We start from the raw sequence: 17,235 nt of genomic DNA on the forward strand, positions 1-17,235 counted from the left end.
GTCAGCAGGTCCTTCCCGTGAACGGTTCCGGGACGTCGCACACCACACGGCCCGCCACCTCGACCCGCCGTGCGGCGACCACGTGGACCTCCTCGCCCCTGATGAGGACGGCGGCGGCCTCGGCGGTCACCCCGCCCCCGCGGATCCGCCGGGTGACGGGAGCGAGCAGCACGGTCTCGTCGCCGAACGACACACCGTGGCCCTCCTCGCAGAACACCTCGTGGACGGTGGGCGCGGTCCCCGGCTCGATCACCGTGAGGAAGTGCGCCGAGGGCGTGCGCGGCGTCGTCGTCCGTGTCGTGTGCAGCGTCCGCGTGATCCGCAGCTCCGGCGTACTGGACGTCGGACTGGCCTCGACCTCGGTGACCGTGGCGGAGACATGGACCTGGTGGGGTGCGAATCGGCGTACCAGGGCCCGCGCCGTACCGGCGCGGATCACAAGCCCGCCGTCCGCCGCTTCCGCCACCGGCTCGTCGGTCTGGAGCAGGAACGTCCACTCCCGCCCGGTGTCCGCCTCCGCGAGGTCCAGCAGCACCAGCCGTCCCGAGGGAGTGAAGACCAGGGTGCGGTCCAGTCGGCGTACGCCGAGCGCCGGTTCGTACATGGCGGCGATCTCCGCGGTGGCGTGCGCCCAGCCGCCCTCGGCGAGTACGTCGCGCTGCCGCGCCTGCCGCTCGTGGGGGATGTCCTGGTAGACGTGGTAGCGGTCCTCGTCGGCGTATCCCTGGCCGTCGACGAGCAGCAGGTTGTGGTGGGCGGCGCGCTTGCGGTTGCTGTAACCCTCGTCCACGGCGAGGTACGCGCCCTGGCCGACCAGGACGAAGGAGCCGGAATCCGGGTGGTGGTGACCGGTGGTGAGGGTTTCCCAGCCGAGTTCGGCGCGGTGTTTCGCGCTGGTCTCCCACGCCTTGTGCCCGCCGCCCGGACTCGCCTTGAAGGAGACCAGCGTCGCCTCCTCGCCCCAGCCGGTACGGGCGGCCAGCAGCCCCAGGTCGGGGAAGTAGGCGGTCCTCGCGGTGGGTTCGCGGGCGGGTACGGACGGGTCGTACCAGAGGTACTCCAGGTACGCCTCCGGCAGGATGCCGGGTCGCACCCCGCTCAGGGCGGCCTCCTGCGGGAGCAGTTCGCGGCTCACCTTCTCGCCCAGCCACTGCGCCTCGGCGATGCCGTACCGTGCGGCCAGCCGGTAGTAGAGGGCGGCGCTGTGTCCGCTGCGCCGGTCGTGGCAGTCGCCGTGATCGACGGTGGTGGCGTATCCGGGGGCGGTCTGGTGCAGCCGGTAGCGGAAGGTGTTGGCCAGGAAGCCGCCGCGCTCCCACCAGTCGACGCCTTCGGCGTCCTGAAGCAGATCCAGGTGGATGGCGAGCCAGGGCACTCCGTAGCGCCAGTAGACGACACCCTCGGCGTGCGAGCCGTCCTCCGGCAGCAGGTCCAGCACCCGGGCCAGGTTGTCCTTGGCCCGCTCGGTCCATTCCCGCTCGCCGAGGACGTAGCCCGCCGTGGCAAGACCCGCGTGGCAGATCCAGTTGTGGTTCTGCCAGTACGACGAGGACCACCAGCGGCCCTCGGTCGCCACCGCGAACTCGTGCAGGCGACGGCCCTGGAGCAGGAGCTTGCGCCGCAGTGCGGCCCGGAAGTCCGGGGGCAGTGCCTCGCCCAGCCAGTGGTACGCGAGCGACAGCCCGTGCAGCAGCCAGCCCGCGTCCAGGTCGTGGTCCGGCATATGGGCCTTGCCCCAGTGGGGGAAGCGGACCGCGGCCTCGATCCAGCGCCGGCTCTCCGCCAGATGGGCGGGGTCACCGGACAGGCGGTGGGCGAGCGCGGGGTTGGCGGCGGCGGGGCCGAGCCAGGTGATGCTCGCCGTGGGGTGCTCCGCCGGCGGGGTGAGCGCGCGGTGGCGTGCGGCCTCGTCGTACAGGCGCCGCTCCTGGGCGGGGCGTGGACCGGCGGGCGGGGTGGCGGTGAGCAGCACGTCAGCACTCCGTCCGGTGCAGGGATCCGGAGCCGTCGGCGAACTGCACTTCGAGTCCGGCTCCGGTCAGTCGTACGCGCGTCACGGCCGGGCCCGCGGACGCCGCCTGGTAGACGGAGGCGAACACGATCCGCTCGGCCCGTGCGGTCAGGTCGACCCGGCTGCGGGTGCGCTGCGGGTCGTCGGCGGGTCCCGGGCCGGGCCGGGTGAACACGGCCACCGGTGCGGAGGCGGTGTGCCAGCCGTGCAGTGTCTCCTCGCCGTGCCACGTGGTCCGCAGCGTGCCGCCGGTCGTGGCCCGGACGTCCAAGGGGGTGTCCGGGCGCAGTTGGGCGGTGACGCGGCGGGCGTCGTCGGCGGTCACCGTCAGAAGATCCACCAGGTGGGCCGGACCGGTCTCGATGTGCCGCACCGCACGGACACCGTCGTAGGCCCTGGTGACCTCGGCCGTGACCGACCGGGCGTCCGCGGCGAGGAGCCGTCCCGCGCACTCGTGCTGCTCCGTGTCGTCCACGCGGAAGGCGGGATGCGCGGCGGCGGAGGCGTACAGCTCACGGAACTCGGCGTGGGCATAGGGCACTTGGCCCGGGTCCGGCTGCCACGGGGTGTTCTTTCCGTACAGGTACAGCGCCAGTTTGTCGCGGTGGCCGTGGGAACCTCCGTGCGGTCCGAAGTCCAGTACCGCGTGGATACCGGGCGCTCGTACGACGGCGTAGCCGGTGTCCTCGAACACCGTGACCGGGCCCGGCGCCGGGCGCTCGGGCAGCGGCCGGCCCGTGAACCAGCCGTCCAGCAGCCGGTCCAGACCGTCGTCGGCCCCGTTCAGCTCGGCGCGGGCCCGTCCGGCGATCGCGGCCAGCGCTGGGGACGGGGCGAACTGCCCTGCCAGCACGGCCAGTTCGAGCCACTCCAGGGCCAGCGGAGGGCGCCGGTAGGGGCCGTCGTGCAGCGCGGGCAGCACACCGCCGTCGGTGCTGATCGCCGCCAGCACATCGGTCATCCGGGTGAGCGTGCCGGTGACGTCGAGCGGGAGCTGCGCCGGATCCGTGCCGCGCAGCGCCAGCAGCGCGGCCCGCAGCACGAAGCCGTGGTAGTACGTGCTGCCTTCCCACTCCCAGCCGTCGCCCGCGACGGCGGACCGCAGATGGGCGTACAGACCGTGCTCGCCGTCGAGCCACTGTTTCGCACCGGTCCAGGGCATGCCGCGCACCGCCGCGGCCGCCCGCCCCGTGACGGTGCCCGCCGCATTGAGCCAGGCCGTGTAGTTGGACGCCAGGTCACCCCGGGCGACCAGGACGTCACGGGCGTCGAGCGCGGCCCGCTCCAGTTCGTCGAGCAGCGACAGCACCCCGGCGCCGCAGTCCGTGCCGCGCCCGGCGAGCGTCCAGGCCGCGTGCCCGATGTTCACCGCCCAGATGGCTTCGGTGAGCGCTTGGTGGAACAGCCGGCCCCGCAGCATCCACGGCTGTGCCCCGTCGTGGTGCTGCCCGGCCAGTTCGGCATACAGGGCGGCGTACTCGGTGAGCCGCCGTGCGCTCTCCTGGTCCTCGCCCCGCTCGGCCAGCGCCCGGATGTGCCGGGCCCACGCCTGGTGCGACAGGACCGTCCACGCGGCGCGCACGTCCTCGGTGTCCACCCGGCAGCCGTGCGGGCAGCGCGCACCGGCCTCCGGGAAGCTTCCGCTCAGCGGATCACCGTGGTCGAGCTCGACGCCGTGCACCGGGCAGACGTACGCGTGCCACCAGCCGCCGCGTTCGCGCGGTATCCGCTTCACCGGGTTCACCGGGGCCATACGCCACCGTCGATGTCGACGGTCGTACCGGTGAGGAACCCGGCGGCGGGGGACGCCAGGTACAGCACCGCCGCGGCCACGTCCTCGGGGGTGCCGGCGCGGCCGACCGGTATGCCCGCCTCCAGCGCCTGTTGCGCCTCGGGCGTGGTGAAGGTGTCGTGGAAGGCGGTGCCCTTGATGAAGCCCGGCGCGACCGCGTTCACCGTCACGCCCTGCGCGGCGGCCTCCTTCGCTAGGCCCTTGGTGAATCCGCGCACTCCCGCCTTCGCCGCCGCGTACGCGACCGATCCCGGGCCGCCCCCGTTGTGCGCGGCGAGGGACGACATGGTGACGATGCGGCCGTGGGCGGAGCGGTCGAGGTGGGGCAGCGCGGCGCGGCAGGTGCGGAAGGTGGCCGTCAGGTTGGTGTCGACGACCAGGTCGAAGTGTTCGTCGGTCATTTCGGCGACCGGGACACGGCCGATGAGATGACCGGCGTTGCAGACGAGGATGTCGAGGCCGCCGAGGAATCCGGTGGCCTCCTCCACCAGGCGGTCCACCTCGGCCGTCACCGTCACGTCCGCGGAGAACGCCTTGGCGCGGCGGCCGAGCGACTCGATCGCGGCCACCGTCCGTCCGGCCTCCTGCGCGGAGCTGTGGTAGTGGACCGCGACATCCGCGCCGGCCCCGGCGAGCGCGACGGCGACGGCCCGGCCGATGCCGTGCCCCGCACCGGTCACGAGCGCACGGGACCCCTGGAGATCAGCAGACATGGACAATCCCTTTCAGCAGCCTTCCGGCTGCGGTCACTTGAGGCCCGCGGTGGCGAAGCCCTGGACGAAGTAGCGCTGGCCGATGAGGAAGAGCAGGACCATCGGGAGAGTGGCGAGGGTCGTGCCGGCCATCAGGAAGTGCCACTGGGTGTTGTTCTCGCTCTGGAAGACGGACAGACCGACCTGGATCACGCGGAGGCTGTCGGTGCGGGTCACCAGCAGCGGCCACAGGAAGTTGTTCCAGGAGCTCTCGAAGGTCAGCAGGGCGACCGTGATCAGGGCGGGCCGGATCTGCGGGGTCATGATGCGGGCGTAGATGCTGAACTCGCCCAGGCCGTCGAGGCGCGCGGCCTCCTCCAGCTCGACCGGAAGATCCAGATAGAACTGGCGGAAGAGGAACACCGCGAAGGGTGTCACGGCACCCGGGACGATCAGCGCCCACCAGGAGTCGAGCCAGCCGCTGCCCCCCTGCCCCAGGATGTCGTTGCCGCCGGCAAGCGGCATGAAGCGGACGATCAGGAACTCCGGGAGCACCTTGGTGTACGTCGGGATCATCAGCGCCGCGATGAAGCAGTAGAAGATGAACTCCCGGCCCCGGAAGGGGATCCGGGCCAGCGCGTACCCCGCCATGGAGGCCACCGCGACGTTCAGCACGGTATGGCTGACCGCGATGATCAGGCTGTTGCGGGCGTACGTCGCGAAGGGCGCCGCCTGGAAGGCGTCCCGGTAGTTGCCGAACTGCCAGTGCCGCGGGAGCAGTGCGGCGTCCTGCGCGGCGAACTCCGCCGGGGTCTTCAGCGAGGTCAGAACCATCCAGACGAAGGGCGCCATCATCAGCACGGCGACCGTGGTCAGCGTCGCGTACAGCGCGATCCGCCCGCCCCTGCCGGATCGGCGGGGCCGCGCCGGCGACGCTGCCCGGCGGTCCGTGGCGCCTGCCGCGGTGGTGGGGAGCTGTTCAGTCGTGGCCACGGGTACCTCCCATGAGCCGCCGGTTGACCAGAGTGAACGCCATCAGCAGGACGAAGAGGACCAGCGACTGGGCACTGGCGTAGCCGAAGCGGAACTCCCGGAAGGCCGACTTGTAGATCTCGTAGGTCATCATCGTGGTGCTCTGGGCGGGGCCGCCGTCGGTGAGGACGTAGATCTGGTCGAAGGACTGGAAAGCCGTGATCATCGAGGTGATGAGGACGAAGAACGTCGCGGGTTTCAGCAGCGGCAGGGTGATCGAGAAGAACTGCCGGACCCGGGACGCGCCGTCCACCGATGCCGCCTCGTACAGCTCCTGGGGCAGGTTCTGCAGGGCCGCCAGGTACAGCAGCATCTTCATCCCGATGCCCTGCCAGATACCGACCAGGATCACCGACGGCATCGCCCAGGTCGTCGAGGCCAGCCAGGCGGGGCTGTCGATGCCGAAGAGGGCGAGCAGGGTGGCGAACAGGCCACTGCGCGGGTTGTAGATCCACAGCCACACCAGGGCGATCGCCACCGTGGCGGTGACCTGCGGCAGGAAGATCGCGGTACGGAAGACGCCGCGGGCCCGCAGCCCGGTGTTCAGCGCCATGGCCAGCAGCAGGCCGATGGCCATGCCGACCGGCACGGTGAAGAAGGTGTACACGACGGTGTTCACCATCGACTTGCGGAACACCGCGTCGTCGAGCAGGTCCCGGAAGTTGTCCAGGCCCACGAACCTGGGGGCGGTCAGCACGTCGTACGACGTGAACGCCAGGAACACGGCAGCGACCACCGGCAGTCCGATCCACAGCCCGGCGTGCAGCAGGGCGGGGGCGACCATCAGCAGCCCGGCCCGGCGGCGCCGCGCTCCGGGACCCCGGCCGCGCGGCGGCGGGCCGGCCGGGGACAGGGACGGCGGGAGGGGTGACGACGGCGGCCGGTCCGGCCGCGTCTTCGCCATGGGCAGGGAGACCACGTGTTTCAGCCCCTCACAGCCGAGCGATCGCGGACTCGGCGAGCGCGCCGAGTTCGGCGATGGCGTCCGCGGCGGACACGCCCCCGACGATGGCGGGCTCCAGGGTCGGCTTGATCTTCTCCCGGATCTCCATCCAGGCGGGCGTGCCGCCCTCGGCGCACGCACTGTCGAGGTTCTGCAGGGAGAAGTCGACGAGCTTGTTCTCCTTGACGTACGCGCTGGAGCGCAGTTCGCGCAGGCCGGGCACGGTGGCGCGCTGCTGGGCGGCCGCCAGGATCGAGTCGGGTGCGGCCAGGTGCTCGACGAGCGCGCGGGCCGCCTCCGGGTGCCGGCTCCGGGCGGACTGGGTGACCAGGGTGCCACCGGTGAGCATCGCGGGCCTGCGGCCCCGCAGCACGAACGCCCCGATCAGGTCCTTCTCGATGAGTTCCGGGGTCTGCTCGCGCAGTTGCTTCCACAGGCCGCTGCCCGTCACCATCATGGCGGCCTTCCCCGACTGGATGTTGGTGGGAGCGCCCGCGTCGCCCTCGGTCTTCCTGGCGAAGTCGGCCGAGCCGTCCGCGCTGACGTCCTTGAAGAACTGCAGGGCTTCCACCCCGCGCTGGTCGGTGAAGGTCACCTTGCGGCCGTCCGCGCTGAACAGGGAGCCGCCGTTGGCGAACAGGAAGGTCTCCCAGCACTGCCGCAGATCGATCGAGTACGGGTCGAGGCCCATCCGGTCGCCCTTGGTCAACTGCTTGGCCATGGCGCGCAGTTCGGCGAAGGTCGCGGGCGGCTTCTTGATGCCCGCGGCGGCGAAGTGGTCCTTGCGGTAGGCGACCAGGCGGGTGGCCATCACGGTGGGCAGCGCGTAGAGCTTGCCGTCGTAGCGCGAGGGCTCCAGGACCCGCTCCTCGTAGCCGTGGGCGGTGGCGAGCGACTCGGGCAGCGGTGCGAGCACCTTCTTCGCGGCGAACGGCGGGACCCAGCCCACGCCTATCATCAGCACATCGGGCAGCAGTCCGCCCGCGAGGGCGGTGGTGATCTTCTCGTTGAGCTGCTTGTACGTGGTGTAGTCGACCTTCACGGTGACGTCGGGGTACTTCTTGCGGAAGGCGCCGAGGATGTCCTGCTCCAGCAGCTTCCTGCCGTCGGAGCCTTCGAAGATGGGGGTGAGCAGGGATATCTCACCCTTGGCGGGGCCACTGCCCGCCGAACCGTCTTCCGAGCCCGTGCCGCCGCACCCGGTGAGGGCCGCAGCGGTGCCGGCTCCCAGAGCGGCCAGAACGGATCGTCTGTCGAGTGTCATGGAGACCCCTTCAGGGTGGTGCATCGATACATCGCAAAGCACCTGAGATTTGGGGGGTGGGGCTGGTAAATCGATACACTGATGCTAGAAACGAGTGCGGAAGGGCGTCAACGGCTCGTGCACGAGAAAATTCTCCAGCGTTAACAGAGGAAGCCAAGGTAGAGCGCAGTGGATCGATGCACTAGAGTGGACGGCCGGACTCGGAGGGAATGTTGAGCGGGGTAACCATCCATCAGGTGGCCGAGGCCGCAGGCGTGTCGGCCAGCACGGTGTCCAATGTCCTCAACGGCCGCACGGGCCGTATGCAGCCGGCCACGCTCGCACGGGTGGAGGAGGCGATCGGCCGACTGGGCTACCGGCCCAACCGTGCCGCCAGGATGCTGCGCACCGGACGCATCAAGGTCATCGGCCTCATCGTGCCCTCCGTCGCCAACCCCTTCTGGGGAGCGCTGGCCCGCGAGCTGGAGGGCATCGCTCTCGCGGAGGGGTACCACGTGCTGCTGTGCAACAGCGAGCGCGATCCCGCCCGTGAGCTGAAGTACGGGGAGGAACTGCTGACCGACGGAGTCACCGGTGTCGTGCTGTGCTCCTCGCTCCCCTCCATCGACCATGTCGCGCCGCTGCTGAAGCGGGGCCTGAAGATGGTCGCCTTCGACCGCACCGCCCAGGCCGGCGACCCGGCGTCCCTCGCCAGCATCAGCGTCGACAACGCGATGGGCGCCGAGCTCGCCACCCGCCATCTGCTGGAGCTCGGCCACCGGCGGCTGGCGTTCGTCTCCGGCTCCGTGAACAGCGTCAACCGCCGTGAGCGGCTGCGCGGCTTCCACACCGCGCTGGAGGAGGCGGGAGTCGATCCGTCCGCGGCGATCGTCTGGCCCGGCGCCGTCACCAGCGAGTTCGGCGACAAGGAGTCCGCGGAACTCGGCCGCAGCGCCGCCCGCGAACTGCTGTCCGCCCCCGAGCCGCCCACGGGGTTCGTCGCGGTCAACGACATGTGCGCGATCGGCATCTGCCGGGGCGCCCGGGATCTCGGTCTGACCGCGGGCCGGGACATCTCGGTGGTCGGCTTCGACGACATCCTGCTCGCCGACCTCTTCGAGCCGCCGCTCACCACGGTCCGGCAACCCCTGCCCGAAATGGCCGCCGAAACCTTCCGACAACTCCGGGCCAGCATCGAATCCACCGCCGAAGCCGGACGCTCGCTCCTCATCCGCCCCCGGCTGGTCGTACGCCAGTCCACAGCCCCCGTCCAGGGCTGACCCCCAGGCAGCGAACAGCCGGGCCACGGCCAAAGTCGTCGCCCTCTACGACATCCCGCACGCCGACCTCCTCAAGCCGCCCCACACCACCGTCCGGCAACCCTTGCCCGACACGGCCGCCGAAACCTTCCGACAACCACGAGCCGGCATCGAATGACGGTCGCTCCTCATCCGGCCGCGGCTTGTCGTACAGGAGTCGACGGCGCGCGTCCGGGGCCGGCTCCCGGGCGCGGCGGCGATTGCGAGGTTCTGGCGGCCTTCGTCCGTGCCGCCCCGCCCCGCGGTGTCCGTGCCGCCCCGCCCCGCGGTGTCCGTGCGGCCCGGCCCATGGCGTTGCCGGACGGGCCGACGCAGAGCGCACAGACGGGCGCCCGCCCCGGAGCTGCCGAGGCGGGCGCCCGTGTGATGCTCAGCGCTCGACGTCCGCCGCTCCCGTCCAGTTGTCGAGCACCGTCCGGGTCGGCATGCCCTCCCAGTCGCCGGGCACCGTACAGAGCAGCGCCCCCGCCAGGACGGCCGTGGAGAGGCACTGCTCGACATCCGCACCGGCCATCCGCTCGGCGAGGTAGGCGCCGACGAACGCATCCCCTGCCCCGACGGGGTCGGTCACCCGCACCGGGACCGCGGCACGCCGGTGCGTCTCGCCGTCGGCCCGGGCCAGCGCGCCGTCGGCGCCGAGCTTGATCACCGCACTGGTGGGACCCAGATCGGTCAGCGCGCAGGCGAGCGTTTCCGGAGCACCCTCGCGTCCGAGTACGAGGGCAGCCTCGTCGTCGCCCGCGAACACCACATCGGCTCGCGCGACCAGCTCCCGCAGGGCCGGCGCGGCACGTTCGGGCGGCCACAGCGCGGACCGGTGGTTGACGTCCACCGACACCGTCACCCCGGCCGCCCGGGCCACGTCCACGGCATGGGACACCGCAGCGGCGGCGGACTCCCCCAGCGCGGGAGTGATACCTGTGACGTGCAGCAGCCGGGCTCCCGCGATCAGACCGTCGTCGATGTCCGCCGGGGCCAGGCGCGCGCCGGCACCGTGCGCACGGTAGTACCAGACCCTCACCGCACCGCCCGGCAGCCGTTCCTTGAGCATCAGGCCGGTGGGGGCCTCCGCGTCCCGTACGGCGTGTACGTCGATCCCCTCTGCGGTGAGTTCGCGGACGACGCGGTCGCCGACGGAGTCCCCGCCGAGCCGGCCGATCCAGCTCACCGGCGTGCCCAGTCGTGCGAGGGCGACGGCCACGTTGCTCTCCGCGCCACCGATACCGAGCGCCATGTGGGAGACGTGCTGCAGGTGCCCGACGCTCGTGGCGGCGAGCAGCCCCATCGTCTCGCCCAGGGTGACGACCCGGCCGACGCTCATGCCCCGGCTCCCGCTACCGCGTCGAGCGCGCGCCTCGCCCGGTCCGCGAGTGCCGCGAGGTCACCGCCGTGCAACGCGTCGCCGGACAGCGCACCGCCGAGACCGACGGCCAGCGCCCCGGCCCGGATCCAGCGGCCGACGTCATCGATCCCGATGCCGCCGGTGGGCATCACCGGTACGCCGGGAAAGGGGTCGGCGAACGCTCTCAGATACGCCGGACCCAGCGTGGACGCCGGGAAGAGCTTGACCGCGCTGGCCCCGGCGTCCCAGGCGGCGGCCAGTTCGGTGGGGGTGAGCCCGCCCGCGTACACCGGAACACCGGCCTTGAGCCCTTCCGCGACGACCTCGGGGGCAGACGCGGGCGAGACGAGGAAGTTCGCGCCGGCGTCCAGACTCCGACGGGCTTCGACGGCCGAACGGACACTGCCGACACCGATGTCCGCCACGTCGCCGAACTCGGCCCGCACACGTTCCAGTGCCTCCAGCGCGCCCGGAGTGGTCAGGGTCAGTTCCAGGCACACGAGCCCGGCGTCCACGAGGGCGCCGGCCGCGGGCACCAGGTGGTCCGGGGAGCCGGCGCGCAGCACCGCCACGACGCCGGTGCGCAGCAGCGCTGCGCTGGGCGCGGTGCGGGGTCGGTCGGACGGTGGGCGAAGGAAGGTGTTCATCGGCGATCCGATTCGCTGAGGACGGTGGCTGGGACCGGACAGGGCGGTGTCAGGGAACGAGGTCGTTTCCGCTTCCGCTGATCGCGGCGGTGCAGCGGGTCAGTCCCGGATTGGCACCCGACGCCATGATCGGCGCACCGTCCGTGCCGTCGAAGAACTTCCCGTTCCACGTGTTGTTGTTGACCTTGTTTCCGGTGCCGCAGACGTCGCCGCTGTCGATCTGCCAGAACGAGACCATGGCCCGGTCGGTGCCGCCACGTGCGGAGTCGGCGAACGAGTTCAGCTCGATCACGTTGTTGCTGCTCGCGTTGCGCAGCCGCACCGGGTCCCCGGTGATGTAGGAGAACCTGCTGTCGTCGATCTGGTTGTCGCTGCTGCCGTCGGCCGCGTAGACGGCATGGATACAGCCGAAGCAGCTGCCACCCGTGTTGTCCAGATTGCGGAAGGTGACGTTGCTGATGGTGTTCCTCGACGAGCCGAGCAGGTGAAGTGCGGCGTAGCCGTCGTATTCGGCGTGCGGCACGTACTTGTTGCCGAGGTTCTCGAAGATCATGTTCCGGACGATGTTGTCGCTGGTGGCCATCCGGATCCCGCCGGTTCGGTAGTTGCGTACCCGCAGTTCCCTGACATCGAGGCGAGGGCCTCCGGCCGTGTCCATCCAGTAGTGCGACTTCACGTTCGGGTAGAAATTGGCGCCGTCGAACACCGGACGTCCCGTGTCGCCGTTTCGCCTGAAGAGCAGGGTGCTCTGCGGCACGCCGCCCCAGGTCGCCTTCGCGGTCTCGTAGTACGTGCCCGGGGCGATGAGGATCGTCGCGCTGTCGGTGCTCTTGGTCATGAGGATCTGCTTGACCCTCTGCAGGGACTTCACCGGGCGGGAGGACGAACCGTCGTTCTGGTCACTGCCGCTGGTGCTCATGTAGACCGACACCGTCGACGCGCTCGCCGGCGCCGCTCCGCCCAGCACCGCCGCGCCGGCACACGCGAGCGCCAGCCCGACTCGAGTGAGAAGTTCTGAGATCTTCCGTGCTGATGTCACCTGAACCTCCTACGGCCGATGGCTTGTCTCGGGCGCGTTGACGCCGACGTCGGTCATGTCGAGCGGGCGCCGCAGAACGGGCGCCCTGGACCATTCGTCCGCGCCCACGTCGGGCAGCGCCCGCGCCTGGCCGTCCATGTCGGCGTGTACGTACGGGTAGCGGCTGGAGGCGGCGTCGATGGCCGGGCTGCCGTCGGCGAGCCGGTACAGACCCGTGTCGTTCGTCAGACGAGGGTCGGTGACACGGATGGCGGACGGCGGTGCCGACACGCCGACCGTGGCGGTACCGGTCGGGTGGGCGATGTTGCCGGCGTAGGTGTGGTTCACCGGTTCCAGCGCCTCCTTGAACAGCGCCCCCTGCGAGCCGACGACGATGTTGTCGGCGATGAGGCTGCCGACCGGCGGGTAGTTGTAGCTGGTGTAGTCGCCGGCGATCTCGATGTTCGACACGTTGTTGACGAACGTGTTGTTCACGATCTGCGCCCGGCGGACCGGCCAGTGCTTGCTCCACGCCTTCCGGTCGGTGGGGTCGGCGTCGTATCCGATGTCGCCGCCGCCCAGTTGCAGCGCGGCCAGGAAACCGGTGCCGGTCAGGCCCTCGAAGTAGTTGTTGTAGACGCGTTGGTCGTCGCCGTAGAGGCGGATCCCGCCGGTTCCGGCCTTGCCGTCGCCGAAGAAGAAGTTGCCGTAGTAGGAGTTCCGGTCGCCACGCCGCGCCGTCACCGCTCCGGAGGAGTGCCGGATGGTGTTGTACCGGACGATGTTGTCGTCGCTCTTGATCGAGACGATCTCGGGGTCGGCGTCACAGTCCTCGAAGAGGTTGTGTTCGATGACGTTGTAGCCGCTGGACTCCGAGACGGTGCTGACGCCGACCCGGATGGACTCGCCGCCGTTCTTCAGCTTGCCCTTGGCGTCGTACTGCGGGACGGCGTTGCGGAAGTGGTTGTGGTCGACCCGGTTGTACTGCGAGATCTGAGGCTCCGTACCGACGATGTCGACGAAGTTTCCGATCAGCGTCTTGTTCTCGAACAGGTTGTGGTCGACGCGGTGGTGGCCGCTGTCGGTGCCGGAGATGAAGACCCAGTGGTAGGACTTGTCGGGGACGGGACTGGGCTCCGGGGCGAACGCGAAGTGGTTGCGGGTCAGGCGCACGTACTGGGAGTCGATGATGCTGAGCGTGTCGAACTTGACGGTGTTCTTCCAGGTCAGACCGCTGACGATGATGTGAGCGGAGTCGACGATGCTCAGGTGCCCGCCCGTGATCACGGCGCGTCCGAGGTTCTTGGCCCGGATGGTGATGGGGGCGGTCGCGGTGCCCGACTTGCCGGTCAGGGTCCCGATCGTGTAGCTCCCGTCGAGCAGTTCGATCGTGTCGCCCGCCTTCGCGGCCTTCAGCGCGGCGCTCAGCTGGGCCGAGGTGGAGACGGTGACGAGTCTGCCGCCGAGCCCTTCGGCTGACGACGGGGAGGCGGCGGGTCCCGAGGGCTCCGAGGCCGACACGGGTGGCGATCCCGCCAGCAGCAGCGCACCGAGCGCGAGGCCGGCCGGGGCGAGGAGAGGAAACGACCGGAGATTCTGCATGGGGCTCCTTGTCGTTGCAGTTGGTACAACGATGCACCGCCCATCCCCCACAAAGTGCGGCGGGAGAGCGGGTGCCCGCTGGTGTATCGATGCACCGACACTAAGCGTCGCTCGGGGGACGGGGCAAGAGGCGGGACAGGACCTTGCGGAACGCTCAGGAGCGGGCGCTCCTCATGGGCGGCGGTGGCACAGTCGGCTGCCGCCTTATGTCCGATGTAAGGCAAGTCATCCCGTTGGTCTGTGCAGGGTATTTTCCGGTTCTTCCGTGTCCCTCTACAAACCTGAGAGTTATTCGCATGTCGCAAAGCAGCGAGACCCAGGGCAACGGAGGAAAAGGACTGTGTGGAGCACGGCCATTTGGATCTTTCTCGTCTGCGTTTCCATCGGTATTGTGGGATCCCTTTTGAGATCACACCCGATTGGTCGAATGTGGCATATCGACGTCATTGAACTGCGCCAACGCCACCGCATGAACGAAGTACTGGAAGAGAACACTCACCCCGTGCACCGCGATCCCGCAGGTGCCGGCACCGACGCCCTCGCTTCACCTGCACATCGCACAAAAGTGACACCCGTGCGGGCCTGACACCACGGGCTTTCCCTCCGGTATCCCCCCGTCCGTCAGGCGTCCCCGTACGCCTCCCCGCCCAGTTCGAACCCGGCCGTGCCGGCCGTGATGTCGGCCAGCCAGGCGCGGAATGCGGCCACGTCGGCGTCCGGCAGGCCGATCTCGATGGTGACGGCCTCGCCGTACCGCACGTCGCGCACCTGGCGGCCGGTGGCGCGCAGGTCGTTCTGCACCTTGCCGGCGCGCTGGTGGTCGACGGTGACGGTGGCCAGCCGGAAGCGGCGGCGGGTGAGAGTGCCGAGGGTGTCGATGGTCTCGCCCACCGCCCCGCCGTAGGCCCGGATCAGGCCGCCCGCGCCGAGCTTGACCCCGCCGAAGTAGCGGGTGACGACGGCGACGACGTACCGCATGTCACGGCGCATCAGCATCTGCAGCATGGGCACGCCCGCGGTGCCGCCCGGTTCGCCGTCGTCGCTGGCCTTCTGGATCCCGGCGTCGGCGCCGATGACGTAGGCCCAGCAGTTGTGCGTGGCGTCGGCGTGCTCCTTGCGGACGGCCGCGATGAAATCCTGGGCCTCCTGCTCGGTGCCGGCCGGGGCGAGCGCGCACAGAAAGCGCGAGCGGTTGACCTCGGTCTCGTGCACGCCCGCGTGGGCGACGGTGCGGTACTCGTCCTGCATCGGGCCAGCCTAATCCGTAGTTAAGGACGTTCCGACGGGCGGCCTCAGCCCGCCTTGCCCTGCCCCTGCTTCCTGCCGCGCGGCACCGTCGTCGAGGTGAGCAGGGCCGCGCCCGGGGCCAGGGTGTGCCAGGTGCGGCCGTACCAGGCGAGGACGGCGATCGCTGAGGTGGGGAACTTGGTGCGGACGGTGTCCAGCGTGTCGCCGAGGCCGTCGCCGGCCAGGGTGAGGACCAGCTGTTCCAGGCCGGGGTTGTGGCCGATCAGCAGCAGTGTGCGTACCTCGGGCGGTGTCTCGTGGATCACGGTCAGCAGGTCGGTCACATCGGCCGCGTACAGCCGCTCGTCGTACCGCACCCGCGGCGGGGTGCCCCACTGGGCGGAGGCCAGCTCCCAGGTGCGGCGGGCCCGTACGGCGGTGGAGCACAGGGCGAGGTCCGGCAGACAGTCGGCCTCGGCCAGGGCGCGCCCGGCGGCGGGCGCGTCGCGCCGTCCGCGCGGGGCGAGCGGCCGCTCGTGGTCGGCCACGCCCTCCGGCCACGCGGACTTCGCGTGCCGCAGCACGACCAGCCGCCGCAGCGGGCCGCTGCCGGCGCGCGCCCGAGTCCGGGGTCCCGTCGCTTCGCCGCCCATGTCGACCACCTTCCCCTGACTCCTCACACCGGTGACCCCAGGTCCCGGGTCAGGTCGAGGCCGAGGAGGCGGTCGGCGTAGGCGTACGTCTCGAAGCGGGCGCCGGGCGCGACCTCCGGGTTCTGTTCGACCCATCGCAGCACGCGCAGCACCTCCGGTACGTCCAAGTCGTCCTCCCAGGCCGCGCGCAGCCGCCCGCGCACCTCCTCGGGAACCGGCCGCGAGGGCTGCCGCGCCCATGTGGCCACGGCCTTCCGCCAGCGTACGAGGGTGTCGCGGGCCTCGCCCAGGACGGCCGCGTCCAGCCGTACGGGCGTGGAGCGGGGGTGGGAGAGCAGGGCGAGGCGGAGCACGGCCGGGTCGTCGTCGCCGGGGTGGGCCGGGTCCCGCACGGGGGCCACGGCCACCAGCACCCCGTAGGGGACGTCGGTGCCCTCCCGCGCCACGTGGATGACCTGTGCCTCGCCGAGCCCGGCGCCGATGTCGCGGCCCTCCTCGAAGGGGCGGATGCCGAGCGCGGTGGCGGCCGCCCGCAGCCGGGTCTGCTCCCCCGCGCAGGACAGCAGACCCCAGACCGGCGTGCCGCCGAGTTCCAGGGCGCGCACGAGCAGGTCGGCGACGAGCAGGACGCGCAGTTCCCCGGTGCCGTGGCCGGAAGCGTGGGCCTCGACCCGGGTCAGGCCCCGGCGGACGGGGGCGGCGGCGACGGCTGCGCCGGTTCGGGCGTCGATGATGCGGAGCACGGCCCGAGCGTAGGCGGCCGGGCGGCGGCGCGCAGGCGGGCGGCGGCTTTTCCCGGGCCCGTATGCCGGCTCCGCGCCGGAATCACCGCCCACGGGCCGCTGTTGACCATGACAGAGGTTCCACAGACAACGACAGAGGTTCCACCGACATCCGGCAGGAGGCCGCCGTGCACGGCGACGACGACGCAACGGTCCGTAAGATCCTCACCGAGCTGGGCGACACCTGGGCCGTGGTGGGCCTGTCCACGAACCGGGCGCGGGCGGCGTACGGCGTGGCCGAGGTGCTGCGGCGCCACGGCAAAAGGGTCGTCCCTGTCCACCCCAAGGCGGAGACGGTGCACGGCGAGCAGGGTTACGCCTCCCTCGCGGACATCCCCTTCGACGTGGACGTCGTCGACGTGTTCGTCAACAGCCGTCTGGCCGCGGCCGTCGCCGACGAGGCGGTCGCGAAGGGCGCGAAGGCGGTGTGGTTCCAGCTCGACGTCGTCGACCAGGCGGCGTACGAGCGCACCCGCGCGGCCGGCCTGGACATGGTGATGGACCGCTGCCCGGCGATCGAGATCCCGCGCCTGGGCTGAGCCGCCCTGCCGCTCAGCCGTGTCGGTCGTGTCAGTCGTGCACCGGCCGGTCCCCGAGCCGGTGGTCCGCGACGTTCAGCGCCTCGTCGACCAGGCGGCGCAGATGGCCGTCGCGCAGGGCGTAGATCACCCGGCGGCCCTCCTTGCGGGTGCTGACCAGCCCGGCCAGCCGCAGCCGCGCCAGGTGCTGGCTCACCGCCGGCCGGGCCGCCCCGCAGACCTCGGTCAGCGTGCCGACGTCGGCCTCGCCGGCGGTCAGGGCGTGCAGCAGGGTCAGGCGGGTGCGGTCGCCGAGGAGGGCCAGGACCTCGGCCGCGAGCGCGAAGTGCTCCTCGCCGGGGGTGCGCGGATGCGCATCATGTGCAGATGACAGGTGCATGCGTGCGCTCATAC

16 protein-coding genes are annotated in these 17,235 nt (G+C 71.0%); 2 read left to right on the forward strand and 14 right to left on the reverse strand.

Translation table 11 applies throughout. From position 1 onward, the window contains the following. Position 1: 1 nt before the first annotated feature. The 6 genes from ACH5AC_RS28040 to ACH5AC_RS28065 are packed head-to-tail and all read right to left on the reverse strand — an operon-like array spanning position 2 to position 7,734. Complete coding sequence (locus ACH5AC_RS28040) at positions 2 to 1,972, reverse strand: hypothetical protein (protein ID WP_398864958.1); 1,971 nt, start codon at positions 1,970 to 1,972, stop codon at positions 2 to 4. 1 nt (position 1,973) lies between these two features. After that, a complete protein-coding gene (locus tag ACH5AC_RS28045; RefSeq protein ID WP_398864959.1) occupies positions 1,974 to 3,764 on the reverse strand; it encodes a heparinase II/III family protein in 1,791 nt (596 codons plus the stop codon). After that, positions 3,752 to 4,516, reverse strand: coding sequence for an SDR family NAD(P)-dependent oxidoreductase (locus ACH5AC_RS28050; protein WP_398864960.1), 765 nt, complete (start codon positions 4,514 to 4,516; stop codon positions 3,752 to 3,754). Before ACH5AC_RS28050 ends, ACH5AC_RS28045 begins: the two co-directional genes overlap by 13 nt. A 33-nt stretch (positions 4,517 to 4,549) precedes the next feature. Beyond that, entirely contained in the window at positions 4,550 to 5,488 is a 939-nt protein-coding gene (locus ACH5AC_RS28055) for a carbohydrate ABC transporter permease (protein ID WP_398864961.1), read from the reverse strand. Continuing rightward, positions 5,475 to 6,446, reverse strand: a complete 972-nt coding sequence (locus tag ACH5AC_RS28060; RefSeq protein ID WP_398864962.1) for a carbohydrate ABC transporter permease — start codon at positions 6,444 to 6,446, stop codon at positions 5,475 to 5,477. Before ACH5AC_RS28060 ends, ACH5AC_RS28055 begins: the two co-directional genes overlap by 14 nt. 13 nt (positions 6,447 to 6,459) lie before the next feature. After that, on the reverse strand, positions 6,460 to 7,734 hold the full coding sequence (locus ACH5AC_RS28065) for an ABC transporter substrate-binding protein (RefSeq protein WP_398864963.1): 1,275 nt from the start codon (positions 7,732 to 7,734) through the stop codon (positions 6,460 to 6,462). 209 nt (positions 7,735 to 7,943) lie between these two features. Between ACH5AC_RS28065 and ACH5AC_RS28070 the strand changes: the two genes are divergently transcribed. Next, on the forward strand, positions 7,944 to 8,993 hold the full coding sequence (locus ACH5AC_RS28070) for a LacI family DNA-binding transcriptional regulator (protein ID WP_398864964.1): 1,050 nt from the start codon (positions 7,944 to 7,946) through the stop codon (positions 8,991 to 8,993). Positions 8,994 to 9,402: 409 nt separating this feature from the next. On the opposite strand, the gene ACH5AC_RS28075 is transcribed toward ACH5AC_RS28070, so the two are convergent. The 7 genes from ACH5AC_RS28075 to ACH5AC_RS28105 form a co-directional block, all read right to left on the reverse strand. Further along, positions 9,403 to 10,353 (reverse strand): sugar kinase, encoded by a 951-nt coding sequence (locus tag ACH5AC_RS28075; protein ID WP_398864965.1) that lies wholly within the window; start codon positions 10,351 to 10,353, stop codon positions 9,403 to 9,405. Further along, positions 10,350 to 11,021, reverse strand: coding sequence for a bifunctional 4-hydroxy-2-oxoglutarate aldolase/2-dehydro-3-deoxy-phosphogluconate aldolase (locus ACH5AC_RS28080; protein WP_398864966.1), 672 nt, complete (start codon positions 11,019 to 11,021; stop codon positions 10,350 to 10,352). The genes ACH5AC_RS28075 and ACH5AC_RS28080 overlap by 4 nt, the downstream gene beginning before the upstream one ends. Before the next feature lie 49 nt (positions 11,022 to 11,070). Further along, positions 11,071 to 12,060, reverse strand: coding sequence for a right-handed parallel beta-helix repeat-containing protein (locus ACH5AC_RS28085; RefSeq protein ID WP_398864967.1), 990 nt, complete (start codon positions 12,058 to 12,060; stop codon positions 11,071 to 11,073). A 9-nt stretch (positions 12,061 to 12,069) separates the two neighbouring features. Continuing rightward, complete coding sequence (locus tag ACH5AC_RS28090) at positions 12,070 to 13,641, reverse strand: polysaccharide lyase 6 family protein (protein ID WP_398864968.1); 1,572 nt, start codon at positions 13,639 to 13,641, stop codon at positions 12,070 to 12,072. A gap of 621 nt (positions 13,642 to 14,262) precedes the next feature. Then, entirely contained in the window at positions 14,263 to 14,889 is a 627-nt protein-coding gene (locus ACH5AC_RS28095; protein ID WP_398864969.1) for a YigZ family protein, read from the reverse strand. A 44-nt stretch (positions 14,890 to 14,933) separates the two neighbouring features. After that, positions 14,934 to 15,521, reverse strand: a complete 588-nt coding sequence (locus tag ACH5AC_RS28100; protein ID WP_398864970.1) for a SixA phosphatase family protein — start codon at positions 15,519 to 15,521, stop codon at positions 14,934 to 14,936. Between the two features lie 23 nt (positions 15,522 to 15,544). Further along, positions 15,545 to 16,264, reverse strand: a complete 720-nt coding sequence (locus ACH5AC_RS28105) for a hypothetical protein (RefSeq protein ID WP_398864971.1) — start codon at positions 16,262 to 16,264, stop codon at positions 15,545 to 15,547. Positions 16,265 to 16,431: 167 nt separating this feature from the next. On the opposite strand from ACH5AC_RS28105, the gene ACH5AC_RS28110 reads away from it, so the two are divergent. Continuing rightward, positions 16,432 to 16,842, forward strand: a complete 411-nt coding sequence (locus ACH5AC_RS28110) for a CoA-binding protein (protein WP_398864972.1) — start codon at positions 16,432 to 16,434, stop codon at positions 16,840 to 16,842. Positions 16,843 to 16,873: 31 nt separating this feature from the next. Here the strand turns inward: ACH5AC_RS28110 and ACH5AC_RS28115 are convergent, their stop codons facing one another. Further along, entirely contained in the window at positions 16,874 to 17,233 is a 360-nt protein-coding gene (locus ACH5AC_RS28115; protein WP_398864973.1) for an ArsR/SmtB family transcription factor, read from the reverse strand. Positions 17,234 to 17,235 lie beyond the last annotated feature (2 nt).

Origin of the sequence: Streptomyces sp. NPDC018693 (genome assembly GCF_044391385.1) — a bacterium.
GTDB lineage: Bacteria > Actinomycetota > Actinomycetes > Streptomycetales > Streptomycetaceae > Streptomyces.